Annotated in this window: 24 protein-coding genes and 1 tRNA gene; 8 read left to right on the top strand and 17 right to left on the bottom strand. The window is 73.2% G+C overall.

Annotation, left to right across the window (positions count from 1 at the left end):
- Positions 1-9: 9 nt before the first annotated feature.
- The gene (metH, locus tag ACZ52J_RS38500; protein WP_465625556.1) at positions 10-3,522 is read right to left on the bottom strand and encodes a methionine synthase; all 3,513 of its coding nucleotides are present in this window, start codon (positions 3,520-3,522) and stop codon (positions 10-12) included.
- Between the two features lie 143 nt (positions 3,523-3,665).
- Between metH and ACZ52J_RS38495 the strand changes: the two genes are divergently transcribed.
- Positions 3,666-4,760: a glycoside hydrolase family 18 protein gene (locus tag ACZ52J_RS38495; RefSeq protein WP_465625555.1), complete on the top strand. Its 1,095-nt coding sequence runs from the start codon at positions 3,666-3,668 to the stop codon at positions 4,758-4,760.
- A gap of 10 nt (positions 4,761-4,770) precedes the next feature.
- Here ACZ52J_RS38495 and ACZ52J_RS38490 read toward each other — a convergent pair whose 3' ends face one another.
- Positions 4,771-5,292 (bottom strand): SRPBCC family protein, encoded by a 522-nt coding sequence (locus tag ACZ52J_RS38490; RefSeq protein WP_465625554.1) that lies wholly within the window; start codon positions 5,290-5,292, stop codon positions 4,771-4,773.
- Positions 5,293-5,664: 372 nt separating this feature from the next.
- On the opposite strand from ACZ52J_RS38490, the gene ACZ52J_RS38485 reads away from it, so the two are divergent.
- A complete protein-coding gene (locus tag ACZ52J_RS38485) occupies positions 5,665-6,618 on the top strand; it encodes a PAC2 family protein (protein ID WP_360498226.1) in 954 nt (317 codons plus the stop codon).
- Positions 6,619-6,730: 112 nt separating this feature from the next.
- On the opposite strand, the gene mshC is transcribed toward ACZ52J_RS38485, so the two are convergent.
- The 6 genes from mshC to ACZ52J_RS38455 form a co-directional block, all read right to left on the bottom strand.
- Positions 6,731-7,960: a cysteine--1-D-myo-inosityl 2-amino-2-deoxy-alpha-D-glucopyranoside ligase gene (gene mshC / locus ACZ52J_RS38480; RefSeq protein ID WP_465625553.1), complete on the bottom strand. Its 1,230-nt coding sequence runs from the start codon at positions 7,958-7,960 to the stop codon at positions 6,731-6,733.
- Positions 7,961-8,187: 227 nt separating this feature from the next.
- Entirely contained in the window at positions 8,188-8,949 is a 762-nt protein-coding gene (locus tag ACZ52J_RS38475; protein ID WP_465625551.1) for a dioxygenase family protein, read from the bottom strand.
- Between the two features lie 164 nt (positions 8,950-9,113).
- On the bottom strand, positions 9,114-9,650 hold the full coding sequence (locus ACZ52J_RS38470) for a helix-turn-helix transcriptional regulator (protein WP_465625550.1): 537 nt from the start codon (positions 9,648-9,650) through the stop codon (positions 9,114-9,116).
- Positions 9,651-9,716: 66 nt separating this feature from the next.
- A complete protein-coding gene (locus ACZ52J_RS38465) occupies positions 9,717-10,514 on the bottom strand; it encodes an SCO1664 family protein (RefSeq protein ID WP_360498521.1) in 798 nt (265 codons plus the stop codon).
- 44 nt (positions 10,515-10,558) lie between these two features.
- Positions 10,559-11,131, bottom strand: coding sequence for a DUF3090 family protein (locus ACZ52J_RS38460; RefSeq protein ID WP_360498218.1), 573 nt, complete (start codon positions 11,129-11,131; stop codon positions 10,559-10,561).
- Positions 11,132-11,406: 275 nt separating this feature from the next.
- Positions 11,407-12,099: a histidine phosphatase family protein gene (locus ACZ52J_RS38455; protein ID WP_465625549.1), complete on the bottom strand. Its 693-nt coding sequence runs from the start codon at positions 12,097-12,099 to the stop codon at positions 11,407-11,409.
- 192 nt (positions 12,100-12,291) lie between these two features.
- Between ACZ52J_RS38455 and ACZ52J_RS38450 the strand changes: the two genes are divergently transcribed.
- A complete protein-coding gene (locus tag ACZ52J_RS38450; RefSeq protein WP_465625548.1) occupies positions 12,292-13,272 on the top strand; it encodes a magnesium and cobalt transport protein CorA in 981 nt (326 codons plus the stop codon).
- Between the two features lie 23 nt (positions 13,273-13,295).
- Here ACZ52J_RS38450 and ACZ52J_RS38445 read toward each other — a convergent pair whose 3' ends face one another.
- Complete coding sequence (locus tag ACZ52J_RS38445; protein ID WP_360498212.1) at positions 13,296-14,342, bottom strand: LLM class F420-dependent oxidoreductase; 1,047 nt, start codon at positions 14,340-14,342, stop codon at positions 13,296-13,298.
- 252 nt (positions 14,343-14,594) lie between these two features.
- Between ACZ52J_RS38445 and ACZ52J_RS38440 the strand changes: the two genes are divergently transcribed.
- Together ACZ52J_RS38440 and ACZ52J_RS38435 are read left to right on the top strand one after the other, a co-directional pair.
- Positions 14,595-15,575 carry an aldo/keto reductase gene (locus ACZ52J_RS38440; RefSeq protein ID WP_465625547.1) on the top strand — a complete coding sequence of 327 codons (981 nt, stop codon included), beginning with the start codon at positions 14,595-14,597 and terminating at the stop codon, positions 15,573-15,575.
- Positions 15,576-15,634: 59 nt separating this feature from the next.
- The gene (locus ACZ52J_RS38435; protein WP_465625546.1) at positions 15,635-17,737 is read left to right on the top strand and encodes a helix-hairpin-helix domain-containing protein; all 2,103 of its coding nucleotides are present in this window, start codon (positions 15,635-15,637) and stop codon (positions 17,735-17,737) included.
- Positions 17,738-17,878: 141 nt separating this feature from the next.
- Here ACZ52J_RS38435 and ACZ52J_RS38430 read toward each other — a convergent pair whose 3' ends face one another.
- Entirely contained in the window at positions 17,879-18,484 is a 606-nt protein-coding gene (locus ACZ52J_RS38430; RefSeq protein WP_465625545.1) for a hypothetical protein, read from the bottom strand.
- Positions 18,485-18,850: 366 nt separating this feature from the next.
- Between ACZ52J_RS38430 and ACZ52J_RS38425 the strand changes: the two genes are divergently transcribed.
- A complete protein-coding gene (locus ACZ52J_RS38425; RefSeq protein ID WP_360498519.1) occupies positions 18,851-19,057 on the top strand; it encodes a DUF5703 family protein in 207 nt (68 codons plus the stop codon).
- Positions 19,058-19,271: 214 nt separating this feature from the next.
- Here ACZ52J_RS38425 and ACZ52J_RS38420 read toward each other — a convergent pair whose 3' ends face one another.
- The 3 genes from ACZ52J_RS38420 to ACZ52J_RS38410 all read right to left on the bottom strand — a co-directional run bounded on the left by ACZ52J_RS38420 (position 19,272) and on the right by ACZ52J_RS38410 (position 22,306).
- Complete coding sequence (locus tag ACZ52J_RS38420; RefSeq protein WP_465625544.1) at positions 19,272-20,117, bottom strand: chaplin; 846 nt, start codon at positions 20,115-20,117, stop codon at positions 19,272-19,274.
- Between the two features lie 298 nt (positions 20,118-20,415).
- On the bottom strand, positions 20,416-20,652 hold the full coding sequence (locus tag ACZ52J_RS38415; protein WP_465625543.1) for a chaplin: 237 nt from the start codon (positions 20,650-20,652) through the stop codon (positions 20,416-20,418).
- Between the two features lie 277 nt (positions 20,653-20,929).
- Entirely contained in the window at positions 20,930-22,306 is a 1,377-nt protein-coding gene (locus ACZ52J_RS38410) for a M20/M25/M40 family metallo-hydrolase (RefSeq protein ID WP_465625588.1), read from the bottom strand.
- 246 nt (positions 22,307-22,552) lie between these two features.
- Between ACZ52J_RS38410 and ACZ52J_RS38405 the strand changes: the two genes are divergently transcribed.
- A tRNA-Leu gene (locus tag ACZ52J_RS38405) sits at positions 22,553-22,640 on the top strand.
- 128 nt (positions 22,641-22,768) lie between these two features.
- On the opposite strand, the gene ACZ52J_RS38400 is transcribed toward ACZ52J_RS38405, so the two are convergent.
- Positions 22,769-23,485, bottom strand: coding sequence for a DUF2278 family protein (locus tag ACZ52J_RS38400; RefSeq protein ID WP_465625542.1), 717 nt, complete (start codon positions 23,483-23,485; stop codon positions 22,769-22,771).
- 173 nt (positions 23,486-23,658) lie between these two features.
- On the opposite strand from ACZ52J_RS38400, the gene ACZ52J_RS38395 reads away from it, so the two are divergent.
- On the top strand, positions 23,659-23,907 hold the full coding sequence (locus tag ACZ52J_RS38395; protein ID WP_465625541.1) for a hypothetical protein: 249 nt from the start codon (positions 23,659-23,661) through the stop codon (positions 23,905-23,907).
- Here ACZ52J_RS38395 and ACZ52J_RS38390 read toward each other — a convergent pair.
- From ACZ52J_RS38390 to ACZ52J_RS38380, 3 genes are all read right to left on the bottom strand, one after another.
- The gene (locus tag ACZ52J_RS38390) at positions 23,900-24,214 is read right to left on the bottom strand and encodes a hypothetical protein (protein ID WP_465625540.1); all 315 of its coding nucleotides are present in this window, start codon (positions 24,212-24,214) and stop codon (positions 23,900-23,902) included. The two genes, ACZ52J_RS38395 and ACZ52J_RS38390, sit on opposite strands and share 8 nt — an antisense overlap.
- Positions 24,215-24,274: 60 nt before the next feature.
- Positions 24,275-25,015: a TetR family transcriptional regulator gene (locus tag ACZ52J_RS38385; protein ID WP_360498194.1), complete on the bottom strand. Its 741-nt coding sequence runs from the start codon at positions 25,013-25,015 to the stop codon at positions 24,275-24,277.
- Between the two features lie 88 nt (positions 25,016-25,103).
- A partial coding sequence (locus ACZ52J_RS38380) for an acyl-CoA dehydrogenase family protein (RefSeq protein ID WP_144385854.1) occupies positions 25,104-25,193 on the bottom strand: 90 nt, incomplete at its 5' end.

Below are 25,193 nucleotides of genomic sequence, written 5' to 3'. Positions count from 1 at the left end.
ACGGAGGGATTACCGGGCGTTGAAGTACTTCGCCTCCGGGTGGTGGATCACGATCGCGTCGGTGGACTGCTCCGGGTGCAGCTGGAACTCCTCGGAGAGCACCACGCCGATCCGCTCGGGCTTCAGCAGCTCGGCGATCTTGGCGCGGTCCTCCAGCTCCGGGCAGGCCCCGTAGCCGAGGGAGAAGCGGGCGCCCCGGTACTTGAGCGCGAACATGTCCTTGACGTCCTGCGGGTCCTCGCCGGAGAAGCCCAGCTCGTAGCGGACCCGGGCGTGCCAGAACTCGGCCAGCGCCTCGGCCAGCTGCACCGACAGGCCGTGCAGCTCCAGGTAGTCGCGGTAGGAGTTCCCGGCGAACAGCTCGTTGGCCGCCTCCGAGATCCGGTTGCCCATGGTGACCACCTGCAGGCCGACCACGTCCCGCACGCCGGACTCCTCCGGGCGGAAGAAGTCGGCCAGGCAGAGCCGACGGCCGCGCCGCTGGCGCGGGAAGGTGAAGCGGGTGCGCTCGGTGCCGTCCTCGTGGAAGACGATCAGGTCGTCGCCCTTGGAGTTGGCCGGGTAGTAGCCGTAGACCACGGCCGCCTCCAGCCAGCCCTCGGTCTGCAGCCGGTCCAGCCAGGCCCGCAGCCGCGGCCGGCCCTCGGTCTCCACCAGCTCCTCGTACGACGGCCCGTCTCCGGCGCGCGCGGCCTTCAGGCCCCACTGCCCCTTGAACAGCGCGTCCTCGTCCAGCCAGGAGGCGTAGTCGGCGAACGGGATGCCCTTGACGATCCGGTCGCCCCAGAACGGCGGGGTGGGCACGGTGTTGTCGACGGTGACGTCGGAGCGGATCTGGCCGAGGTTGACCTCGGGCTCCGGTTCCTCCACCTCGACCCGGGCGTGTCGGCGCTGCTTGAGCTCGGGCAGGGTCGCGCCGGGCACGCCGCGCTTGACCGCGATCAGCGCGTCCATCAGCCGCAGGCCCTCGAAGGCGTCCCGGGCGTAGCGGACCTCGCCCTCGTAGATCTCGTGCAGGTCCTGCTCGACGTAGGCCCGGGTGAGCGCAGCGCCGCCGAGGATCACCGGGTAGCTCGCGGCCAGCTTGCGCTGGTTGAGCTCCTCCAGGTTCTCCTTCATGATCACGGTCGACTTCACCAGCAGGCCGGACATCCCGATCACGTCCGCCTTGTGCTCCTGCGCGGCGTCCAGGATCGCCGAGACCGGCTGCTTGATGCCCAGGTTGACCACGTTGTAGCCGTTGTTGGACAGGATGATGTCGACCAGGTTCTTGCCGATGTCGTGGACGTCGCCCTTGACGGTGGCCAGCACGATGGTGCCCTTGCCCTCGTTGTCGGACTTCTCCATGTGCGGCTCCAGGTGGGCCACCGCGGTCTTCATCACCTCGGCGGACTGGAGCACGAACGGCAGCTGCATCTGGCCGGAGCCGAAGAGCTCGCCGACCACCTTCATGCCGGCCAGCAGGGTGTCGTTGATGATCTCCAGTGCCGGGCGGCCGGCCAGCGCCTCGTCCAGGTCGGCCTCCAGGCCGTTCCGCTCGCCGTCGATGATCCGGCGCTGCAGCCGCTCCTCCAGCGGGAGCGCGGCCAGCTCCTCGGCCTTGGATGCCTTGACCGAGGCCGAGGAGACGCCCTCGAACAGCTCCAGCAGGCGCTGCAGCGGGTCGTAGCCGTCCCGGCGGCGGTCGTAGACCAGGTCGAGGGCGGTCTCGCGCTGGTCCTCGGGGATCCGGGAGATCGGCAGGATCTTGGAGGCGTGCACGATCGCCGAGTCCAGGCCGGCCTCCACGCACTCGTGCAGGAAGACCGAGTTGAGCACCACGCGGGCGGCCGGGTTGAGGCCGAAGGAGATGTTGGACAGGCCGAGCGTGGTCTGCACCTTCGGGTGGCGGCGCTTGAGCTCGCGGATCGCCTCGATGGTCTCGATGCCGTCCCGGCGGGACTCCTCCTGGCCGGTGGCCAGGGTGAAGGTGAGGCAGTCGACCAGGATCGAGCCCTCGTCGATGCCGTAGTCGGCGGTGAGCTCGGCGATCAGCCGCTCGGCGATCTCCACCTTGGCGTCGGCGGTGCGGGCCTGGCCCTGCTCGTCGATGGTCAGCGCGATCAGGCCGGCACCGTGCTCGCGCGCCAGCGAGGCGATCCGGCCGAAGCGCGAGTCGGGGGCGTTGCCGTCCTCGTAGTTGACCGAGTTGAGCACCGCGCGGCCGCCGAGGGCCTCCAGGCCGGCCCGCAGCACCGGCGGCTCGGTGGAGTCCAGCACGATCGGCAGGGTGGAGGCGGTGGCCAGGCGGCCGGCGATCTCCTTCATGTCGGCGACGCCGTCGCGGCCGACGTAGTCCACGCAGAGGTCCAGCAGGTGGGAGCCGTCCCGGATCTGGTCACGGGCGATCTCCACGCAGGCCTGCCAGTCGCCGGCCAGCATCGACTCGCGGAACTTCTTCGAGCCGTTGGCGTTGGTGCGCTCGCCGATCGCCAGGTACGAGGTGTCCTGGCGGAACGGCACCGCCTGGTACAGCGAGGCCGCCGAGGGCTCGGGCTGCGGATCGCGCACGGCGATCTCGCGGCCCTGGACCCGCTCGACCACGGCGCGCAGGTGCTCGGGCGTGGTGCCGCAGCAGCCGCCGACCAGCGAGAGGCCGTACTCGCGGGTGAACACGTCGTGCGCGTCGGCCAGCTCGACCGGGCTGAGCGGGTAGTGGGCGCCGTCCTTGCCGAGCACCGGCAGGCCCGCGTTCGGCATGCAGGACAGGCCGATCCGGGCGTTCTTGGCCAGGTAGCGCAGGTGCTCGCTCATCTCGGCCGGGCCGGTGGCGCAGTTGAGGCCGATGTAGTCCACGCCGAGCGGCTCCAGCGCGGTGAGCGCGGCGCCGATCTCGGAGCCGAGCAGCATGGTGCCGGTGGTCTCCACCGTCACCTGCACCAGCACCGGCAGGTCCAGCCCGGCCTCGGCCAGGGCGCGCTTGGAGCCCAGGATGGCGGCCTTGGTCTGCAGCAGGTCCTGGCTGGTCTCGACCAGCAGGGCGTCGGCGCCACCGGCGATCAGGCCGGCCGCGTTCTGCTGGAAGCCGTCGCGCAGCGTCTCGTACGGGGCGTGGCCGAGGGTCGGCAGCTTGGTGCCGGGGCCGATCGAGCCGAGCACCCAGCGGGTGCGGCCGTCCGCGGCGCTGTGCGCGTCGGCACTCTCGCGGGCGATCCGGGCGCCGGCCTCGGACAGCTCGAAGATCCGGTCGGGGATCTCGTACTCGCCGAGCGCGGAGAAGTTCGCGCCGAAGGTGTTGGTCTCCACGCAGTCCACGCCCACGCCGAAGTAGGCCTCGTGGACGGAGCGGACGATGTCGGGCCGGGTGATGTTGAGGACCTCGTTGCACCCTTCGAGGTTCTGGAAGTCCTCCAGCGTCGGGTCCTGCGCCTGGAGCATGGTGCCCATCGCACCGTCGGCGACCACCACCCTCGTGGCGAGCGCTTCACGCAGCGCGTTCGCGCGGCTCTGCGCAGTGATGGACGGATTGGCTGCAGTGGCCATGGGGCTTCTCCCTGGTGCGACGGCTGTCGGCTTTGCACCCCCGCTTGGTCGGGGAGGCACGTGGTCAGGGTATCCGGCCGACGGGTCGGTCCGGGGGCCCGTTCCGTATCCTGAGCGCTCGACCGCAAGGGGGGAGCAAGCGCATGGCCCGATTCCGGACCTGCGCGCGGCGGATCGGCGGGGCCCTGGCGGCCCCGTTCCGGGCGCTGCGCGGCCGATGGCGGGGGTGGTCCCGGTGGCGCCGGACCCTGCTGGTCCTGGCGCTGGCGGCGGCGGTGCCGGTCGCCGCGCTCGGCTCGCTGTTCGTCGCGATCCGGCTGCACTATGTGGGTGAACCGGCCGCCGAGGCCCGCACCCGGGGCCGGGACGCGGTCTGGCTCGGCCACGCCTGGGTGGACGGCCGCAAGACCGAGGCCGACGTCACGGCGCTGGTGCGGCAGCTGGCCGGCACCGGCATTCGCGACCTGTACGTGCACACCGGCCCGCTGGAGCACGACGGCTCGCTGCCGCCCGCCGTCCACCCACGGGCCCGCTGGTTCACCGACACCGTGCACCGGGCACTGCCCGACGTACGGCTGCAGAGCTGGCTGGGCGACGAGGTCAAGCCGGAGAAGGACGCCCTGGACCTCGAGTACGCCGCCACCCGGGACCGGGTCACCGGCTCCGCCCGCCAGGTGCTGGACCTCGGCTTCGACGGCGTGCACTTCGACATGGAGCCGATCCGCCCCGGTTCGGCGGGCTGGCTGGCCCTGCTCGACCAGGTCCGCCCGGTCACCGCGGCACGCGGCGCCAAGCTGTCGGTCGCGGCTCCGCAGATCGACCCGGTGCCGGGCCTGCACACGGCCGGGATCCTGCTCACCGACCACGGCAAGTGGTGGGACGCGGCGTACTTCGCCGCGACCGCCCGCCGGGTCGACCAGATCGCCGTGATGACCTACGACACCTCGATGCCGACCGAACCGCTGTACGGCGGCTACGTCGCCCGGCAGACCGAACTCGCCCTGCGGGCCACCCCGGCCGACGTGGACCTGCTGATCGGCCTGCCGTTCTACTGGGACGACAAGTGGGGCCACTGGGGCGACGCCGAGACCGTCGACGCGGCCGTCCGCGGCGTCCGGCTGGGCCTGGGCCGGGAGGACCTGCGGCGGCCGAACTTCGGCGTCGCGCTGTACGTGGACTTCGCCTCGACGCCCGAGAACTGGGCGGCGTACCGGCGCGGCTGGGTGGACGTCCGGTAGCCGCCGCCCGTCAGCCGGCCAGCCGGTGGGCCAGGGCGCCCAGGTAGCGGTGGACGGTCGCGTCCTCGCCGGTCAGGTAGTGCGAGACGGCCCGGTGGATCGGCCGGCGGACCTCGCCCCGCTCGGTGACGGTCAGCGAGCAGCCCGGCCCGGCCGGGGTGAGCACGTACGTCCAGGTGCCGCCGTACGGCAGGTCCTGGTCGGCGATGCCGGTGACCAGGCGGTGCGGGGCCTCGCTCGCCACCACCTCGTACGTGGTGTGCCCGTGCCGGTCGTACTCGCGCCAGCGCACCCGGCCGCCGGCCGCGGCGGGCAGCCGCTCGACGTGGGTGAGGCCCGGGCGCCAGGCCGGGTAGAGGTCGATGTCGGTCAGCACGTCCCAGACCGCGCCGGGCGGCTGGTGGAGCTCCAGTCCGCCCTCGGTGACGTGCTCCACCGGCAGCCGGCGCCCGGCCCGGTCCACTGCCGCCACCATCAGCGCGGCACCGGTCAGCGCGGCCGCGCCCGCGCCGGTCCACAGCCATCGGTTCATCGGTCCGGCCCCTTCCGCCCGGCCCCCGTCCGTTCGTCATCGCGCCTGTTCATCATCGCGCCGCCGGGCCGTCGCGGCACGCCCGTCGCACCGCGCCACCGGGCGGACGCGGTCCGCGCCCGCCCGTCGACTGACGGCCCGTCAGTCGGCGGGGTCCCGATATCCGCTGGATCGGGGCGGCCGGCTCCCCCAGACTGTCCCGGTGCCCGGCCGCGGTGCGCATCAAAGCCCGTAGGCTGGGCAGGTAGGGACCATGGGGCGAGGCGTTCCATGGGAGACGAGAGGTTCGACAGTCGGCAGCCGGCCCGTCGGCGCCCCGGCAAACCAGCCGGGGCGGTGCCGGCCAGGCCGCCGACCGGAGGGAGACGCTGGGTGATCGAGCTGGAAGATGTTCCCGAGTTGATCGACCCGGTGATGGTCTGCGCCTTCGAGGGCTGGAACGACGCGGGCGACGCCGCCTCCGCGGCCCTGGCGCATCTGGACGAGACCTGGGGCGGCAAGGTGATCGCCGCCCTGGACGCGGAGGACTACTACGACTTCCAGGTCAACCGGCCCACGATCTGGCTGGACGGCGGCATCCGCCGGATCACCTGGCCGACCACCCGGCTCTCGGTGATCCGGGTGACCGAGCCGACGCCCCGGGACGTCGTGCTGGTCCGCGGCATCGAGCCGAGCATGCGCTGGCGCTCGTTCTGCAACGAGCTGCTGGGCTTCGCGCACGAGCTGGGCATCGAGCTGGTGGTGATCCTGGGCGCACTGCTCGGCGACACCCCGCACAGCCGCCCGGTGCCGGTCAGCGGGGTCACCTCCGACCCGGAGCTGGCCCGCCGACTGGACCTGGAGGAGAGCCGGTACGAGGGCCCGACCGGCATCGTCGGCGTGCTCCAGGAGGCCTGCACGCACGCCGGGGTCCCGGCCGTGACGCTCTGGGCGGCGGTGCCGCACTACGTCTCGCAGCCGCCGAACCCCAAGGCGACGCTGGCCCTGCTCAACAAGCTGGAGGACCTGCTGGACCTGCGCATCCCGCCGGGCGAACTCGGCGAGGACGCCCGGGCCTGGCAGCTCGGCGTGGACCAGCTGGCCGCCGAGGACAGCGAGGTCGCCGAGTACGTCCAGCAGCTGGAGGAGGCGCAGGACACCGCGGAGCTGCCGGAGGCCTCCGGGGACGCCATCGCCCGCGAGTTCGAGCGCTACCTGCGCCGCCGGGAGAACGTCGGGCCGACCGGCGAGAAGCCGGTGTCCGGGCACGCCACGGCGGAGCGGCCGGCCGAGCCGGAGGCGCCTGGAACGGCCCGGGAGGGCCAGGACGGCGCCGAGGAGGAGTAGTCACCGGGCGTCGCCCGGAACCGCCGAAGGGGCGTCAGGACACTTGGTCCTGACGCCCCTTCGGCGTTGCGGTGCGTGACGGCAGCGGGCCTACAGCGGGACTACGGCGGGCCTACAGTGCGACGCCGAGCAGGGCGTCCACGGTGCGGGACACCAGCCCGGGTGCGCCGATGTCGGTGCCGCCCTCGGTCTCCTGCCGCTCGGCCCAGCGGTCGACGGCGGCCAGCGCGGCGGGCGCGTCCAGGTCGTTCGCGAGCGCCGTGCGGACCTCGGCGAGCAGCTGCTCGGCCGACGGGCCGTCCGGCCGGGAGACCGCGGCGCGCCAGCGGGCGAGGCGCTCGACGGCCTCGTCCAGGACGTCCTTGGTCCACTCCCAGTCCGCGCGGTAGTGGTGCGCGAGCAGCGCCAGGCGGATCGCCGCCGGGTCGACGCCATCGCGGCGCACCGCCGACACGAAGACCAGGTTGCCGCGGGACTTGGACATCTTCTGGCCGTCCAGGGCGACCATGCCGGCGTGCACGTACGCCTGGGCGTACGGGTGGGTGCCGGTGGCGACCTGGGCGTGCGCGGCGCCCATCTCGTGGTGCGGGAAGGAGAGGTCGCTGCCGCCGCCCTGGATGTCGAAGGACATGCCGAGGTACTGCAGCGCGATGGCGACGCACTCGATGTGCCAGCCGGGGCGGCCGTGGCCGAGCTCGGTGTCCCAGGCGGGCTCGCCGGGGCGGGCGGCCAGCCAGAGCAGGGCGTCCAGCGGGTTGCGCTTGCCGGGGCGGTCCGGGTCGCCGCCGCGCTCGGCGAAGACCGGGCGCATGGCCTCGCGGGTGAGGCCGGAGACCTCGCCGAAGTGCGGGTCGGCGTCGACCGAGAAGTAGATGTCGCCGTCGACCTTGTAGGCCGCGCCGGCGGCCAGCAGCTTCTGGACGATCGGGACGATCCACGGGATCGACTCGACGGCGCCGACGTAGTGGGCCGGCGGGAGCATGCGCAGTGCGGTCATGTCCTCGCGGAACAGGGCCGTCTCGCGCTCGGCCAGGGCGGTCCAGTCCTGGCCGGTCTCGACCGCGCGCTGCAGCAGCGGGTCGTCCACGTCGGTCACGTTCTGGATGTACAGGACGTCGTGGCCGGCGTCCTTCCAGACGCGCTGGACCAGGTCGAACGCGTTGTAGGTGGCGGCGTGGCCCATGTGGGTCGCGTCGTAGGGGGTGATACCGCAGACGTAGATCCGGGCGGTGCCGTCCTGCGGCACGACCTCCCGGACCGTACCCGCTGCGGTGTCGTGGATACGGAGGGGGAGACCCTGACCAGGCAGGGCGGGAACCTCGGAGGCGGGCCAGGCATGCATGGAAACAACTTTAACCTTGCGAACATTTGAAAGCCTAACCAGTGCGCAAGATCGACTGGATTCGCTTCCTGCCGTTGCTTGACCGCTTCCCGACTGGTATTGCACGGATTTTCGACCCCGCCAGGACGCCCGCCAGGGAGCCTGCCCGGGTCCGGGCAGGGTTGAGCGCCCGGCCGGCCCTGCCGCCGACCGGGCGCCCGGCTCCCCGGGGGACGCGGCCGGAGCCGCTACGACCGCTGCCAGAGGGCCGGCACGTTCGGCGGTTCCCAGCCGACCATGGCGGTGTGTGCCTGGAGGCAGACGTAGGAGACGCCGGAGTAGGTGACGCGGTCGCCCGCGCGGTAGGAGGTGCCCGGGGCCCAGCTGCCGCTCGGCGGCGTGGTGGGCGTCCCGGTGGGAGTGGGCGTGGACGTCGGGCTCGGCGTGCCGGGGGTCTGCGGCACGTCCAGCACGAAGTCGTAGCTGCCCTCGCGGACGTTGCCGTTCTGCCGGACGTTCATCAGCAGCCGGGCGTCGTAGATGGTGTCGGTGCTGTTGCGCGGCTCACCCGGGAAGTACAGCTGGGTGGTGACGACCGGGCGGCCGGGGGCCTGGAGCTTGACGTGGATGTGCCGGGTGCGGCCCGGGTAGAGCCCGGGCACGATGGTGTCCAGCTTGAACGCGCCGCCCGCGTCGCTGAACTGGTGGCCTCGGAAGGTGTAGCCGGCGTTGTCGTAGGCGCCGTTGTCGTCGGCCTGCCAGAAGTCCAGCAGCACGCCGGAGACGGGCCGGCAGGCGCGGCCGAAGACGTAGCCGCTGACGACCAACCGGGTGCCGGGGCCGTCGTCGACCATGGAGCTGCGCAGCGGGGAGTTCGGCTTGAAGTAGGGGCCTTCGGTCTGCTCGCGGGCCAGTGCGGCCCCGCCGCCGACCAGCAGCGGGGCGGCCCCGAGCGCGGCGGCGGCCTTCAGGACGGTCTTGCGGCTGATCATGCCGTCGGGCGTGGGCATGCGCCGTCTCCTTCTCGTGAGGCGGGGGTCTCGCGAGGCCGGGGTTCTCGTGAGACGGGGTGCTCGTAAGGGGGGCGGCCCTTGCCATGGTGGGGGCATGACAAGGACCTGACCGGTCGCCCATCCGAGGGCCCCGGGCCGGCCACCGGTGGCCAGCAGTAAAGTTACGGGCCGTCCGGCGCGACCGCGATGGACATGATCCGGGGATCGTGGTGATTTCCGTCGACCCGCGCCCGGAACTCCCCCGGGGTCATCCCGGTCTCCCGGCGGAAGAAGCGGCAGAAGTACGCCGGGTCCGCGAAGCCCGCCTCCTTGGCTACCTGACGGATCGTCAAATCCGTGCAGGCGAGCAGCCGTTTGGCTTCCAGGGTCTGCTGGCGACGGATCAGCCCGCCCGGCGTGCGGCCGGTGGCCTGCTTGACCAGGGTCTGCAAGTGACCCGGGGAGACGCCGATCACGCACAACTGCGGTGGCGCCAGCGGCCGGTGGACCAGGTCCAGGACGTGGGCGCCGCGGCCGCCGGTGACGTGGACGATCTCGTGGAACGAGTGCCGGTGGGGGAAGCCCGCCCGGGAGAGCGGGCCGATCGTGTCGAAGCTGCCGATGGCGAACGGGAGCAGCTGGGGCAGCGGGACCTGCAGGCGGTGCAACGGCAGGTCCGGCGAGCTGCGGGGGGTGGGGGTGGTCCGTCGCGCGTCCATCGGAGCAGTGTGCGACCTGTTCCGGAGACAGGTCCAGACCATCGACCGGCAGGCTCCGGACCGTCCCTACACCGGCGGCCAGGGGATCGCGGGCCAGTCCTCGGAGGGCAGCGGATGGCGGCCGGAGCCGCGCAGCTCGGCCACCCGGGACCGGGTCGCGTCCAGCTCCGCCCCCGTCAGGTGCGGGGCGAGGCGCTCGGCGAGCTCGCCGTCCAGCTGCTCGGCGAGCCGGGCCAGCACCTCCAGCGCCTCGACGGGCAGCGGGTCCCCCGCCCAACCCCAGAGCAGGGTGCGCAGCTTGCCCTCGGTGTTGAAGGTGACGCCGTGGTCGATGCCGTACACCCGGCCGTCGGCGGCCGGGATCAGGTGGCCGCCCTTGCGGTCGGCGTTGTTGAGCACCGCGTCCAGTACGGCGAGCCGGCGCAGCTGCCGGTCGTCGTGGTGCACCAGCAGCGCGGTGCGCCCGCCCTCCACCTCGGCCCGGACGATCGGCAGCCAGCCCTCCTCCGGGCCGCGCGGGTCCTGCAGCGCGAGCAGCGGCTCGGCCTGCGGGTCAGGCTCGACCCACAGCTGCACCATGCCGGGTCCGTGCGGGCCGTCGCGCAGGACGGTGGGCGGGATCAGCGCCCAGCCGGTCGCGGCGGACAGTTCGTACGCGGCGACCTCGCGGCCGGCCAGCGTGCCGTCCGGGAAGTCCCAGAGCGGGCGCTCGCCGGCCACCGGCTTGTAGACGGCCTGCGCGCTGAGCGAGCCGTGGGCGACCGTGCAGTACAGCGCGGCGTTGGAGGCGTCGGTGAGCCGGCCGTGCACGGTCAGCTCGCCCTGGCGCAGCAGCGCGAGGGCGGTGGGCACGTCGGCGGCCAGCGCGGCGGCGGCCGTCGGGTCGGCCTGCGGCGGGGTCTCGGTGTTCAGCGCCGGTAGCCGTTCGCGCGCGGGCACAGGTGGCCCTCCGGGTCGAGCGGCAGGTTGCAGAACGGGCAGGGCTTGCGGCCGGCCGCGACCAGGTCCAGCGCGCGTTTGGCGAACACCCGGGCCATCGCGCCGGTCAGCCGCACCCGCAGCATGTCCGGGCCGGTGTCGTCGTCGGTGAAGACCGCCTCGGCGGCGTCCTCCTCCTCTTCCTCCTCCTCGACCAGCGCCTGCGCCTCGACGACCAGGCAGCCGTCCACGCTGTCCCAGGCCAGGGCCATCGTGCCGACCCGGAACTCCTGCTCCAGCGGCAGGTCGAGCGGGGCGGTGTCGAGCAGGTCCTTCGGGGCGGCGGCCGGGATGGAGGCGTCGCCGCCGCTGCGCCGCAGCGCCTCGTCCAGGACCTCCTCGATGCGCTCGGCGAGCGCCGCGACCTGGGTCTTCTCCAGCAGCACGCTGGTGATCCGGCCCCGGGCGCTGGCCTGCAGGTAGAACGCCCTGGCGCCGGGCTGGCCGACGGTGCCGGCCACGAACCGTTCGGGCTGGTCGTAGAAGTAGACCTGACGGGTCACGCTCTCGCTCCGGATCGTGTCGGTCGGCGCGAATCCGCCGTGGGGGATCGCGGGTGTTCGGACTCGTTAGTCACCCTACGACCTTCGGGCTTCGGCCGGGGAGCCGAGCCGACGGCCGCGGGCGGGGTGACACGCGGGCGCCCGGGCGGTGCCGCTCGGACGGGTGCCGCGGGCTTGCGCCACGGGTCGGGCAGTGTGAGTCGGCACTGGGGGGGGCGGCGCCGCGGGCTCGTGCCACCGGCGGCGCCGCGGGCTCGTGCCACCGGCGGCGCCGCTCAGGCGGTGCCGCCGACCACCGCGTCGCCGGCCGGGGTGGCCGGGGCGGGGCCGGTCCTCGGCGCCAGCGAGGCGAGGTCGCCGGTGTCGCCCATCCTCAGCACGAAGGGCCGGTGCGGGGTGTAGCGGATCGCGGTGACCGAGCAGGGCTCGACGCTGATGCGCTGGAAGTGGTCCAGGTGCAGGCCGAGCGCGTCGGCCACCACCGCCTTGATCACGTCGCCGTGCGAGCAGGCGATCCAGACCGCGTCCTCGCCGTGCTCGGCGGCGACCTTCCCGTTCCACTCGCGCACCGCGCTCACCGTGCGGTGGCTCAGCTCGCGCAGCGACTCTCCGCCGGGGAAGGCCGCGGCGGCCGCGTGGTCCTGGACGGTGCGCCAGAGCGGCTCCTTGGCCAGCTCGGCCAGCGGACGACCGGTCCACTCGCCGTAGTGGCACTCCCCCAGCCGCTCGTCCTCGGTCGGCTCGGCCAGCTCGGGCCGGGCGGCCAGCAGCGGCTCCAGGGTCTGCCGACAGCGCTCCAGCGGGCTGCTGACGGCCTGCGCCAGCGGGATGCCGGCCAGCCGGTCGGCCAGCGCGGCGGCCTGCGCGCGCCCGGTGTCGTCGAGATCCACGCCGGGGGTCCAACCGGCCAGGATTCCGGCGGTGTTCGCGGTGGAGCGGCCGTGACGGACGAGCAGCAGGGTGGGCATGGGGCTCAGCCTACGGCCTCCGGGCAGGGCCGTGGGGGCCGGTTACCGTCCGGTTATCTGCCCGGTCGCGGGTCCGGCGGGCCGGGCGGTGGGGCCGTTCCGCCCCGGCTCCGGGGTGGATCAGGGGTGGATCCGGGGTGGATCCGCTCCGGATCCGTGCCGGACGGCCGCGATCGGGTGACAATGGCCCGCATGATCGTCCACTGCGCCGCCTACTGCGACGGCCACCGGATCGAGGCCCCCGACGACCTGGCCGGCGCGCTCGCCGCCGCCCGCGCGGCCGGTCCGGACGGCTTCGTCTGGATAGGCCTCTTCGAGCCGACCGCCGAGGAACTCGACCACGTCGGCCGGCAGTTCGCACTGCACCCGCTGGCCGTCGAGGACGCCGTCAGCGCCCACCAGCGCCCCAAGGCCGAGGCCTACCAGGGCTCGCTTCTCCTCACCCTGAAGACCCTCGGCTACGCCCCCGGCGCGCACGTCGTCACGATCGGCGAGGTGATGGTCTTCCTCGGCCGCGACTTCGTGATGACCGTCCGGCACGGCGAGGACAGCCCGCTCGGCGACCTGCGGGCCCGGCTGGAGAAGGAGCCCGAACTGCTCCGCTACGGGCCCAGTTCGGTGCTGCACTCGGTCGCCGACACCATCGTGGACGGCTACGTGGAGGTGGCCACCGCGCTGCAGACCGACCTGGACGAGCTGGAGTCGGACATCTTCACCCCCGGCCGGGTCGGCCGCGACACCGCCGGGCGGATCTACGGCTACAAGCGCCAGGTGATGTCCGTGCGCCGCGCCACCGGCCCGCTGCTGGAGCCGATGCTGACGCTGGAGCGCGGTGCCCGCTTCGTCCGCCCCGAGACGGCGCCCTACCTGCGGGACGTCGCCGACCACCTGGCCCGGGTCAACGACCAGGTGGACGGCATGGACCGGCTGCTGTCCGACATCCTCAACGCCAACCTGGCGCAGGTCAGCGTGCAGCAGAACAACGACATGCGGAAGATCTCGGCCTGGGCGGCGCTGGCCGCCGTGCCGACGATGATCGCGGGCATCTACGGCATGAACTTCGACGACATGCCGGAACTGCACCAGCCCTGGGGGTACCCGGCGGTGCTGGCGCTGATGGCCGTGGTCTGCGTGGCCCTGCACCGGGTGTTCAAGCGGCACGACTGGCTGTAGTGCCGCCCGTTCCCCGGCGCGTCCTAAGCCAGGCCGGCGCGCTCCAGTGCCTCGACGCCCGTGCGCAGCGCCCGGATCCGCTCGTCCAGGGTGAAGCCGGAGGGCGCCAGGGTGAGCGTGGTGACGCCCGCGTCGGCGTAGGCCTGCATCCGGTCGGCGATCCGGGCGGTGTCGCCGATCAGCGAGGTGGCGTCGATCAGGTCGTGCGGGACGGCGGCCGCGGCGCCCGCGTAGTCCCTGGCCAGGTACTTCTCCTGGATCTCGTCGGCGGCCTGCTCGAAGCCCATCCGCCGGGTCAGCTGGTTGTAGAAGTTCTTCTCCTTGCTGCCCATGCCGCCGATGTAGAGCGCGGCGTACGAGCGCAGGCCGTCGACCCCGGCCTTGATGTCCTCGCCGACCGCCAGGTTCACGGTCGGGCAGAGGTCGAAGCCGTCCAGCGTCTTCCCGGCCTTGGCGCGGCCGGCCGTCAGCGGGTCGAGGGACATCGCGGCGTGCTCGGGCGAGAAGAAGATGCCGAGCCAGCCGTCGGCGATCTCGCCGGTCAGCTCCAGGTTCTTCGGGCCGATCGCGGCGATGTACAGCGGGATGTGCTCGCGCACCGGGTGCACGGTGAGCTTGATCGGCTTGCCCGGGCCACCGGGCAGCGGCAGCGTCCAGTTCGCGCCCTCGTGGACCAGGCGCTCGCGGGACATCGCCTTGCGGATGATCTCCACGTACTCGCGGGTGCGGGCCAGCGGCTTGTCGAACTTCACGCCGTACCAGCCCTCGGAGACCTGCGGGCCGGAGACGCCGAGGCCCAGGCGGAACCGGCCGCCGGAGAGGGTGTCCAGGGTCGCGGCGGTCATCGCCGTCATCGCCGGCGTGCGGGCCGGGATCTGGAAGATGGCCGAACCGACGTCGATCCGCTCGGTCTTCGCGGCGACGTAGCTGAGCACCGTCGCGGCGTCCGAGCCGTACGCCTCCGCCGCCCAGCAGACCGCGTAGCCGAGCCGGTCCGCCTCCTGGGCCACGGCGATGTTGTCGGCGTCCATGCCGAGTCCCCAGTAGCCGAGGTTGATACCGAGTCGCATCTGCCGCACCTTCCAGTGGGTTGGGGTCGGGCCGAGGGTAACCGCGCCCGCGCCGGACATGCTACTGACGAGTAGTGGTGGTCTGGGTCACACGCGCCCCGGCCGCACCGGCCGTCGACGTCCTGCGGGTCTTCGCCCCCGCCCGGGCACCGGCCGCTACGCTCAGCCGACGTGGGGAGCGCACGCCCCACCTGCGCGTTTACACGGCTACCGGAACCGCCCGGGGCCACCGGCCAGTGAAAGGCCCGCCCGATGGAACAGCGTCACCTGGGCCGTACCGGCCTACAGGTCTCCCGGCTCGGCCTCGGCACCATGACCTGGGGCCGCGACACCGACGAGCACGAGGCCGCCGAGCAGCTCAAGGAGTTCGTCGACGCCGGCGGCAACCTGGTCGACACCGCCGACGTGTACGCCGACGGCGGCGCCGAATACCTGATCTCCCGGCTCACCGACAACCTCATCCCCCGCTCCGAACTCGTCATCGCCACCAAGGCCGGCAGCGTCCCCGAGAGCGCCCGCCGCTTCGACGGCTCGCGCGGCCACCTGCTCGCCGCCCTGGACGCCTCGCTGCACCGCCTCGGCACCGACTACGTCGACCTGTGGCAGGTGCACTCCTTCGACCCGACGACCCCGGTCGAGGAGACCCTCAGCGCCCTCGACATCGCCGTCTCCTCCGGGCGCGCCCGTTACGTCGGGGTCTGCGACTTCAGCGGCTGGCAGCTTGCCAAGGCCGCCACCTGGCAGCACGCCCACCACGGACGGGGGGCGCTGGCCGGGGCACAGCTGGAGTACTCGCTGCTGCAGCGCGGGATCGAACGCGAGGCCCTGCCCGCCGCCCTGGACGCCGGGATCGGCGTGCTGGCCGGCTCGCCGCTCGGCCGCGGGGTGCTCACCGGCAAGTACCGGCACGGCGTCCCGCAGGACTCGCGCGGCGCCTCGCCGTACCTGACCGGCTTCGTCCAGCCGTACCTCGGGGAGCGCTCGCGGCGGATCGTGGACGCCCTCGCCACCGCCGCCGACGGGCTCGCCAGCAGCCCGCTGGAGGTCGCACTCGCCTGGGTCCGGGACCGGCCCGGAGTCGCGAGCGCGCTGGTCGGGGCGCGGACCGTGGCACAGCTGCAGGCGGCGTTGTCGGTGGAGGCGCTTACGCTTCCGGGTGAGATCCGCAGCGCGCTGGACGACATCTCGTCGCCCGTGCACCGCTACCCGGACCAGGGGTGGACCGAGCTGTGACGCCCGGGCCGGATCGTCGAGTGGAACGTGTAGTGGAGTGACCTTTGGAGCGGACGACGATGAGTGACACGGGGAACGGCGCTCCGGAGGCGACGGCCGGGGCCCAGCTGACCCCCGAGGAGAAGGCGGCGAAGGTCGCGGAACTGGCGCAGCGGATGCGGGAGATCGCCGCGCAGGGGTCGGCGCCCCGAGCCTCGGCTCCGCAGGGACCGGTCCGGCAGCCGCCGTCGGGGCCCAAGGCTCCCGTTGCGGACGCTGCGGGCGGGAGCGGTCCGGCCGCTCCCGCTGCCCCGGCTGCCCCGGCTGCGGTGGTGCCCGGCCTTCATCCCGGTGACGCGCTCGGCGCCACCGCCGCAGTGCTGACCGCCGGCGGCGCCCCGGCCGAACTGGCGGCCGCCGCCGTGGCCGAGCTCGGCGACGACGCCGCCGAGCGGCTGCGCGAGGACCCGTGGGCGGTGCTGGGCCTGCCCGGTGTCCGTCCCGAGCAGGCGGACGGCTTCGCCCGCGGACTGCTCGGCCCCGACGCCGAGCCGGGCGACCCTCGCCGCGCCCAGGCACTGGTGCAGTGGCTGCTGGAGCAGGCGGCGCTGCGCGGGCACTCGGCCCTGGAACTGGCCGAGGTGACCGCCGGGCTCGACCGGCTCCGGATGCCGGACCCGGTCGCCGCGGTCCAGGCCGCCGTCGAGGACGGGCGGGTGCTGCCCTCCCAGGAGGAGCTCACCGGGGCCGAGGCGCACGCGGCGGGCGGCGAGGACGACGAGCCGCCGACCCGGACGCTGCTCGCGCTGGAGGGGCCGGCGATGGCGGAGGTCAGCCTCGCGGAGAAGCTGCTCCAGCTGATGGCCACCTTCGTGCCCGGCGAGGACACCGCCGAGCCCGACGCGGAGGCCGAGGCCGAGGCCGAGACGGAGGATGAGGCCGAGACCGACACGGAGACCGAGGCCGACGCGGAGACCGGAGCTGCCCCCGGCCCGGCCGCCTGGGAAGCGGCGGCCGAGGCCGCGCCCTCCTCTTCCGCGACCGCCCTCATCCGCGCCGTCGCCGACAGCGCCCTGGTGCTGCACACCGGCGGCGAGGCGGCCCGCGCCGAACCGGTGGCGCTGATCGCCGCCGCCCGGGGTCTCGGGCTGCGGGCCTGGGCCGCCACCTGGACCGACCAGGGCCGGGACTCCTTCCTCGCGCTCGCGGGGAGCGGGGCGGCCGGACTCCCCGTGGTCACCCTCGCCGACCTGCTCTCCGGCGCGGCCGGCCCCGGCCGCGCCCCGGACGGCACGCTCGCCCTGGACCTGCTGGTCGTCCTGGACGCCCCGCTGCTGGACGTCGAACTGGCCGCGACCGTCCTGGAGTCGCTCGCCGACGGCACCCGGCTGGTGCTCAGCGGCGACCCGGGCCAGCTCTGGTCGGCCGGCCCCGGCCGCTTCTTCGCCGACCTGCTGGCCGCCAAGGTCTGCCCGGCGGTCGCCTCCCGCACCCCGGACTTCGGCCCGATCGGCGAGCTGGTCTCCGGCATCGGCATCGGCGAACTCCAGCCGGTCGAGGCGCCGGACAAGGAGGTGGTCATCCTGACCGCCAAGGACGCCGGCGAGGCCGTCCACCGAGCCATCCAGCTGCTCACCGACTCCATCCCGCGCGCCCTCGGCATCCCCGCCGAGCAGGTGGTGCTGCTCACCCCCGGCCACGGCGGTGCGGCCGGCACCCGGACGCTGAACGCCGCCGCCAAGGCGCGGCTCAACCCCGGCCCCGGCCGGTTCGGCGGCTTCGACCCGGGCGACCGGGTGGTCGACTCCCCCGCACCCGGTATCACCCGCCCGGCCCGGGTGCTGGACGGCGACGCGACCGGCCTGCACCTGGAGTACGCGGACGGCTCGCGCCGGACCGTCCCGCCCGCCGAGGCCGCCCGGCTGCGGCACGGCTGGGCGCTGACGGTCCACCAGGCGCTCGGCCGTCGCTGGCCGGGCGCGGTGGTCGTGCTCCCGGAGGACGCCGCTCCGGCGCTCACCCGGCAGTGGGTCTACACCGCCTTCGGCCGGGCCGAGCGGCACCTGTCCGTGGTGCACGCGGCGGGCCCGGCCCTCGCCCAGGCCGTCGCCGAGCGCCCGGCGCAGCCGCGTACCACCCGGCTGCGGGCGGTCCTCGCCGAGAACGCCGCCCCGGAGGCCTGAGGCCGATGCACTGAGACTCGGTGCGCTGGAACCCGGTGCGCTGGAACCCGGTGCGCCTAGGCGCGGACAGGCTCAGCCGCAGAAGCGCGACGGGCGGGCCCCCGGTGGTGGGGGCCCGCCCGTCGTCCGTCCCGGACGGAGTCAGTCGTCCGGGTCCTCGTCGTCGTAGACCTCGCTCACGTCGAACCGGCAGATCAGCAGCTGCGGGTCGGCGTGCTCGAAGGGCTCCGGCAGCCACTCCCCCGGCTCGGTCGGCTCGGCCGCCGCGACCCAGAGCGTCGAGTCCCCCTCCTCCAGGCCGAACTCCTCGCTGCGGGCGGCGATCTCGTCCGGCTCGTACTCGCCGAACAGCACGCCGATCGCGGCGTTCACCCCGCCCGCACCGGCACCGCCCGGGGTCAGCGACTCGTCCAGGCGCTCGGCCTGGGCGCGCAACCGCTTCGGGTCGACGACGTGGTAGTCACGGCGGATCAGCACGCTGATCGCCTCGGGCTGTTCGGGGCCGTGGTACCCGCCGGGCCCCTCGTCCCCGGGGATCTCGAAGGGCGTGACCTCGTCGTAGGCCTCGTACAGGAGTTGGTCGTAGGCGATGGCCGCCGTCGCGAGCTGCTCGTAGGCGGCGGACACGGCGGGATCATCCGCTGCGTTGGGGCTTGACACCGCTTCCAGATGACGGTCGATGGCGGCCTTGACCGCCTCAGCGGCGGCGCGTACCTCGGCAATGGTTGGCTGCGCGGCATCAGACATGGTGCAGACGCTATCTCCCCGCGGTGTCGGTACGCACAGCGGTTGTCACCTACACCCGCGATTTCACCGCAACTTCCGCCCTGATGTCCGATCTGCACAGGTACGTCCCCCCGTGGTACCGGCGTGGGACGGGCGTAGAGGGCGCGCGGCGGGTCGGGCGGGGCCGCCCTGGCCTCGCTTCCCGCGCCGGGATCGGGGTATCCCCTCCACAGGTGCAACAGAACTGATGCACTGTCAGTCGACCGTTCAGGCCGCGAGCCCTCGGGCCGCCGCTTTCGCACCGGAGGACGGCCGGAAATACCCGGGCCGACTGTCCGGGGCAGGCCGTAGGCTTGCCCGCAGGTGATCCCCAGGAGGAGCGTTTTGATCCCAAGCAAGCCGGTCCGGCAGCCGGAGTACGAGTACCAGTCGCTGCGCATGCCGCGTGGCACCACGCGGAACGCGGCACGCCAACTGCTCACCGAGCATGCCGAGTACGGGCACTGGGAGCTCGACCGGCTGAGGCTGTTCCCCGACGGCAGCCGGACGGTCCGGCTCAAGCGGAGGATCATCCGCCAGGTCCGGAACTGGTGACGGGCGGGTCGCCTTGCCCCGGGCGGGAGCCGGCACGAAACCTTCGCGCACCCGCGGTCGCCGGATCATCCGGCGACCGCGGGTGCGTCGTTTCCGCGGCGGGTGCGCGCAGCCGCGCGTGAGGAGGCCCGGGTCCGCGATCCACCGGGTCCACGGCCTACCGGGCCCGAGGACTTACCGGCTCCACGGCCTACCGGGGCCGCGGACTACCGGTTCAGCGGGCCCCGGCGCGGGCGCGGCGGTAGAGCACGCCACCGCCGAGCAGCAGCGCCAGCCCGGCCGCGCCGAGCATCTCGACGCCGCCGGCGCCGGTGGAGGCCAGCTGGCTGTCGACGGGGGCGCCGGGCGCGGTGGCGGCCGGGGCCGACGTACGGGCGGCGGCCGGGACGGCCTGGACGCTCGGGCCGCCGTTGGCGGTGGGCGCGGCGGGGGTCGTGGTGGACGAGCCGCCGTTGCGCGGGTTGCCCGGGGGGGTCTCGCCCCCGGGCTGCGGCGGGGCCGGGTGGCTGCTCTCGGAGCAGTCGTCGCTCGGCTTCGGGGCGGGGGCCGGGGCGGGCTTCGCCACGTTGCCGCAGTCGTTGCCGAAGGCCGGGTTGCCGACGCCGGCCACGTTGACGGAGTTGCCGCAGGCGTTGACCGGGACGTGCACGGGGGCCTGGATGCTGTTGCCGGAGGCGACGCCGGGCGATCCCGCGGCGGTGCCGGAGGCGGAGGAGCCCGAGGCGGTGGTGCCCCGGTTCCCGCCGGTGCCGGAGCTCGCGGTGCCGCCGCCGGACTGACCGGGCTGACCGCCCTGGGGCGCCGCGTGACGGCCGCTGCCGGCATTGGCGCAGCGGTTGCCGAACGACGGGTTCAGCGCACCGATCACGTCGACCGTGTTGCCACAGGCGTTGATCGGCACCTCGACCGGCACCTGCACCGAGTTGCCCGAGGCGACGCCGGGTGACCCGACGGCACCCCCCTGTGCCTCGGCGCCCGCGTAGGCGTAGCCGGCGGTCGAGGCCAGCACACTGCCGGTGGCCACGGCCGTGAGGATCCCCTTCTTGGCTACATTCCTCATGTTTTCCCCTGACGTTTTCGGGACGTTTTCGAGACGACGCGTCGACGTTGACGTGAACCTTATGAAAGTCGGAATTTTGGTCTATCCATAAATCACGCAAGGTCTTCGACTGCACAGGAGTTAACGACAGGCGAACGACGAGGTTGAGCCGAACGCTGTGGCTTCACTCGATCGAGCGATCATGTCGTCGGTCGTGTATCACGGCCCCCGCGCACGCGAACGCCCCCGGTGCGGCGCGTCCGCCGCCCGGGGGCCGGGTCGAGTCCACTCAACAGGCCTCAGCGGCCCGGACGTCGGCTCAGATGTTGGCGCAGTGGTTGCCGAACGCCGGGTTCAGCACGCCGATCACGCTGACGGTGTTGCCACAGACGTTCACCGGGATGTGCACCGGAACCTGGATCTGGTTGCCCGAGGCGACACCCGGGGAACCGGCGGCCACACCCTCGGCACCCGCGTGAGCGGATGCGACACCGGCGGCGGCGAGCACCAGGCCGCCGGTGGCGGCGGCGACAGCGGCGATCTTCTTGACCTTCATCATTCCTCCTGTATGGACAGCGCAACCCGTTCGGCGGGCTGCACAGGGATGAACGACGCTGCGGCAAACGGGGTACGGAACAGATTTCCCATTCACTCGCAACGGTGAGGTCTCGCACACATGATCGGCAAGCATTTCTCGGCAGAATCGTTTCTGTCGATCTCCCCGAACCCGTCCCACAATCATCAGCTCCGACAATGCGGTCGGCCCGCCCCCGGCATCCCGGGAGCGGGCCGACCCAGTCGTCTGATCAGCAGGCGCGACGCGGTGGGCGCGATCAGCAGGCGTCGATGAACCGGTCGAGCACCCGGACACCGAACTTCAGGCCGTCCACCGGCACCCGCTCGTCCACGCCGTGGAACATCCCCGCGAAGTCCAGCTCCGGCGGCAGCTGCAGCGGCGCGAAGCCGAAGCAGCGGATCCCCAGGTCCTGGAAGGACTTGGCGTCCGTTCCGCCCGACAGGCAGTACGGCACCGCGCGGGCGATCGGGTCCTCGGCCCGCAGCGCGGTCTGCATCGCCTCGACCAGCGCCCCGTCGAAGCCGGTCTCGATCGCCTTGTCCGAGTGCAGGCTCTCGCGCTTCACCCGCGGGCCGAGCACGCTGTCCAGCTCGGCCAGGAACTCCTCCTCGTAGCCGGGCAGGAAGCGCCCGTCCACGTGCGCGGTGGCCTGACCGGGGATCACGTTCACCTTGTACCCGGCGCCGAGCATGGTCGGCTGGGCGGTGTTGCGCAGCGTGGTGCCGATCATCTTGGCGATGCCGCCGAGGACGCGCAGCGTCTCGTCCATGTTCTCCGGGTCCAGCTCGACCCCGAGCGCGTCCGACAGCTCGTCCAGGAAGGCCCGGACGGTCTTGGTGATCCGCAACGGGAACTGGTGCCGGCCGAGCCGGGCGACCGCCTCGCACAGCTCGGTGATCGCGTTGTCGTCGTTCTCCATCGAGCCGTGGCCGGCCCGGCCCTCGACCGTCAGGCGCATCCAGTGCATGCCCTTCTCGGCCGTCTCCACCAGGTAGAGGCGGACCTGATCGTTGACCGTGAAGGAGAAGCCGCCGACCTCGCCGATCGCCTCGGTCACACCCTCGAACAGCCCCGGGTGCTTGTCCACCAGGTAGCGCGCCCCGTACGTACCGCCGGCCTCCTCGTCGGCGAGGAAGGCCAGCACGATGTCACGCGGGGGCTTGCGCCCGGTGCGCAGCCGGTCCCGGATGACCGCCAGGGTCATCGCGTCCATGTCCTTCATGTCGACCGCGCCGCGGCCCCAGACGCAGCCGTCGGCGATCTCGCCGCCGAACGGGTCGTACGTCCAGTCCGCCGCGTTGGCCGGCACCACGTCGGTGTGGCCGTGGATCAGCAGGCCCGGGCGGGAACGGTCCTCGCCCTCGATCCGGACCACCGTCGAGGCGCGGCCCTTGGCCGACTCGAAGATCTTCGGCTCGATCCCGAACTCGGCGAGCTGCTCGGCCACGTACTCGGCCGCCTTGCGCTCGCCCGGGCCGGAGCCGTCGCCGTAGTTGCTGGTGTCGATCCGGATCAGATCGCGACAGATCCCGGCGACTTCCGACTCAGCCGTCACCTTCGGCGCCGCCGACTCGCTCCGCTCGCTCACGGTCACTCCTCGTCTCTGGCCCGCACCGACGCACCAGCGCGCCATCCCCAGGACCTGCACCCGGGCCGTACGAGCACGTCCGTCCATCCTCCCCCAGCCCCCGACCCGGATCCACCCCCCGTACGTCCTCGAAACCCCCTGGTCACGCCCCCGCCACACGCGACCCCTTGTTCCCGCCACCCGCCCCGTACCCCGGTCCGGAACCGTTTTGGGAGCCCAAGCCGATCTTTGCTACAGTTACATCTGTCAGCGCGACGGACGAGAGATCGGAAGCCGCGAGGGCGACACCTAGTCCGGGTGGCGGAATGGCAGACGCGCTAGCTTGAGGTGCTAGTGCCCTTTATCGGGCGTGGGGGTTCAAGTCCCCCCTCGGACACCAGCAGGAACCCCAGAATCTTCTGGGGTTCTTTTGCGTTTCCCGGGGAATCCCGGAGCATCCCGAAGAATCCCGGAACGCCCCGCCGCCGCCCGGCCCGATCACCGGGCCGGGCGGCGGCGGGGTCGGCCTCAGTGCTGCCGGTCGGCGGGCTGGTGGTGCCGGGTGGGGTGCGGGACGGGGGTGCGGGTGGGGATGGTGTGGCCGGTGCGGTCGTCGGTGTGCCAGGACTGGGACTGGGAGGCGAGGAAGATCGCGGTCCAGCGGTCCAGGGCGGGCAGGTGGATGAGCAGGCCGCCGTCCTGGTAGACGCCGTCGTCGCTCGTGAAGCGGCCGCTGTTGCCCTGGTTCAGGTGGATGTCGTGGACGCCGTTGCCGGGGAGGTAGCCGAACAGCTTGTCGGGAACGGCCGGTTCGGGGCCGAAGCGCTGGCCGAAGACGTAGAGGGTGGCGGCCGGGTCGGCGGTGGCCTGCTGGACGTGGTGGTCGAGCAGGTCGGCGAGGTCGTTGTCCGCGCCCGGGGTGTCGGGCGGCAGGACGCGCATCGCGGCGGGGTCGAAGAGGTGCCCGCGGACGAAGTCCAGGCTCGCCGTGCCGGGCCGGGAGGGCAGCGGGTTCCAGCCGCTGCCGGCCGGCGGGAGGAGTTCGGTGACGGGGTGCCGGAAGTTCTCGGCGACGATGTAGAGCAGGTCCGAAGGGGCCTGCTGGGAGAGGACGTTGACCGCCGCGCGGTAGTCGGTGCCCTGCCCGTCGCGCAGGTGGATCTGGTAGTGCGGGGTGTCGGTGCCGCCTTCGCGGCGCCGGTCGACGGCGGTGGCGGCGAGCACGCCGTAGTTGCTGATCGGCATGGGTGGGGTCCTCGGAGTCGGAGCCGGTGGGGCAGGGATGGGGCAGGGACCCTCCGTTATGGCGCATGCGGCGGCGCGGCCACCCACGAATCGACGGATGTTCACTTCCTGTCCCCCGCAGGGGTTTCCAGCGCACCGAACATGTTGGCGCGGGCCGGCGGGTGGTTCGCGCAATGTCACCGGCCTGGTGGACACCCTGGAACGGGAGGGCCCGGCCCGTCCTGGTCCGCGCCACCCCTGAGGGCCTGGCCTGGCTGGATGCCTTCCGGGTGCCGACCGAGCGTGCGATGGCCGCCGTCTTCCGTGGCTTCGACCCGGACGAGCTGACCCAACTACGCCACCTCTGCCTGCGGCTGGTGGAGAACCAGCAGCAGATCGAGCGCCACCTCGGGTCGGCCCCCGAAGGCTCGGAGGTCAGCTGACCCCGGCCACCGCCGTACGGTCGTCCGGGGCGGTGTCACGTCTCGGCCGGCTCCGGAGCGCCTCGCCGGTGATGAACGCCGTCACCGTGGCGACGATCAGCAGCGGCATCGCGTTCGCCGCCTCGCCGCCGAACAGGGCGGTGGCGAGGACGGCGCTGGTGACCGGCAGGCGGCGGCGGAGGCCGCCGGCCCGACGGCGAGGGCGGGTGCGGTGCCGAAGCCGGGCAGCGGCGCGCAGGCGATGCGCGCGGGCCGTCAACCGGGCCCGGCCCGAGCGCAGTTGCGGCGTACGGGTGAGCCGAGGCACGGCCCGTCGAGCCCGCCGGTCAGGCGTGCCCGGTAAGGCCACGTCGGTCGGGCCTGCCGGTCAGGCCTGCCGGGTGTCGCCGCCGAGGGCGCTCTCGATGCCCTGGACCATGCGCCACAGCGGGGCCCGCCGACTGGCGACCAGGACCACGACCTCGTCGGACTCGCCCTCGCCGGCGGTCTCGGACGGCCGGTCGCTCCAGGTGCCGGTGACGAAGGCCATCGCCGCGTCCACCTCTGCCACCCAGTCGCTCTCCCCGCCCGACCGCAGCCAGGTGCGCAGGGCGTGGTTGTGCGCGGCGACGACCGCGGCGGCGATCACGTCCGCGCGCAGTGGGCCGTCCGGGCGGTCGGCGTAGCGGTCGCGGAGGTAGGCGGCGAGGGTGTGCTCGTAGCGCCAGACCACGGACAGCTCGTACGCCCGCAGGCCGGGCACCTTGCGGGTCAGCCGGTAGCGCTGCACGGAGAAGGAGGGCTGCTCGGCGTACATCCGCAGGACCAGACGGGCGGCGTCGCAGGCGTGCTTGACCGGGTCCTCCTCGCCGCTGCCGGAGTCCAGGAACTCGGTCATCTCGGCGAGGCTGCGCTCGTGGTCGGGGAAGACCACGTCCTCCTTCGCCGGGAAGTAGCGGAAGAAGGAGCGCCGGCCGACGCCGGCCAGCGAGACGATGTCGTCGACGGTGGTCTGCTCGAAGCCGCGCTCCAGGAAGAGCTCGAAGGCCGCGGCGACCAGCGCCTCGCGCATCGCGGGCTTGGCGGGCCCGTCGTTCATGGGCAGGTCCTGCTCTTCCTTCTCGCTCATTCTCCGGAACCTAGCATCGGCGCACCGCCGTGGGCGCCGACGGCCGGGCCGCGCTGCGGTCCGGCCGTCGGTGCAGGTCAGGCCCGGATTACGGGAGGTTGCGGGCCATGACGATGCGCTGGACCTGGTTGGTGCCCTCGTAGATCTGCGTGATCTTCGCGTCCCGCATCATCCGCTC

It is taken from the genome of Kitasatospora sp. NPDC034035 (assembly GCF_055575755.1).
Note: the sequence above shows the minus strand (reverse complement) of the source record. Positions and strands in the feature narration are given on the sequence as shown.

Bases quoted from the DNA above. Each gene is read 5' to 3' on its own strand.
- ACZ52J_RS38440 (WP_465625547.1), top strand. From the start codon at position 14,595: ATGGAACAGCGTCACCTGGGCCGTACCGGCCTACAGGTCTCCCGGCTC.
- ACZ52J_RS38495 (WP_465625555.1), top strand. From the start codon at position 3,666: ATGGCCCGATTCCGGACCTGCGCGCGGCGGATCGGCGGGGCCCTGGCG.
- ACZ52J_RS38470 (WP_465625550.1), bottom strand. From the start codon at position 9,650: ATGGACGCGCGACGGACCACCCCCACCCCCCGCAGCTCGCCGGACCTG.
- ACZ52J_RS38385 (WP_360498194.1), bottom strand. From the start codon at position 25,015: ATGAGCGAGAAGGAAGAGCAGGACCTGCCCATGAACGACGGGCCCGCC.
- mshC (WP_465625553.1), bottom strand. From the start codon at position 7,960: ATGCATGCCTGGCCCGCCTCCGAGGTTCCCGCCCTGCCTGGTCAGGGT.
- ACZ52J_RS38400 (WP_465625542.1), bottom strand. From the start codon at position 23,485: ATGCCGATCAGCAACTACGGCGTGCTCGCCGCCACCGCCGTCGACCGG.
- ACZ52J_RS38445 (WP_360498212.1), bottom strand. From the start codon at position 14,342: ATGCGACTCGGTATCAACCTCGGCTACTGGGGACTCGGCATGGACGCC.
- ACZ52J_RS38490 (WP_465625554.1), bottom strand. From the start codon at position 5,292: ATGAACCGATGGCTGTGGACCGGCGCGGGCGCGGCCGCGCTGACCGGT.
- ACZ52J_RS38475 (WP_465625551.1), bottom strand. From the start codon at position 8,949: ATGCCCACGCCCGACGGCATGATCAGCCGCAAGACCGTCCTGAAGGCC.
- metH (WP_465625556.1), bottom strand. From the start codon at position 3,522: ATGGCCACTGCAGCCAATCCGTCCATCACTGCGCAGAGCCGCGCGAAC.
- ACZ52J_RS38455 (WP_465625549.1), bottom strand. From the start codon at position 12,099: ATGCCCACCCTGCTGCTCGTCCGTCACGGCCGCTCCACCGCGAACACC.
- ACZ52J_RS38450 (WP_465625548.1), top strand. From the start codon at position 12,292: ATGATCGTCCACTGCGCCGCCTACTGCGACGGCCACCGGATCGAGGCC.
- ACZ52J_RS38420 (WP_465625544.1), bottom strand. From the start codon at position 20,117: ATGAGGAATGTAGCCAAGAAGGGGATCCTCACGGCCGTGGCCACCGGC.
- ACZ52J_RS38410 (WP_465625588.1), bottom strand. From the start codon at position 22,306: ATGGCGCGCTGGTGCGTCGGTGCGGGCCAGAGACGAGGAGTGACCGTG.
- ACZ52J_RS38435 (WP_465625546.1), top strand. From the start codon at position 15,635: ATGAGTGACACGGGGAACGGCGCTCCGGAGGCGACGGCCGGGGCCCAG.
- ACZ52J_RS38395 (WP_465625541.1), top strand. From the start codon at position 23,659: ATGTCACCGGCCTGGTGGACACCCTGGAACGGGAGGGCCCGGCCCGTC.
- ACZ52J_RS38415 (WP_465625543.1), bottom strand. From the start codon at position 20,652: ATGAAGGTCAAGAAGATCGCCGCTGTCGCCGCCGCCACCGGCGGCCTG.
- ACZ52J_RS38430 (WP_465625545.1), bottom strand. From the start codon at position 18,484: ATGTCTGATGCCGCGCAGCCAACCATTGCCGAGGTACGCGCCGCCGCT.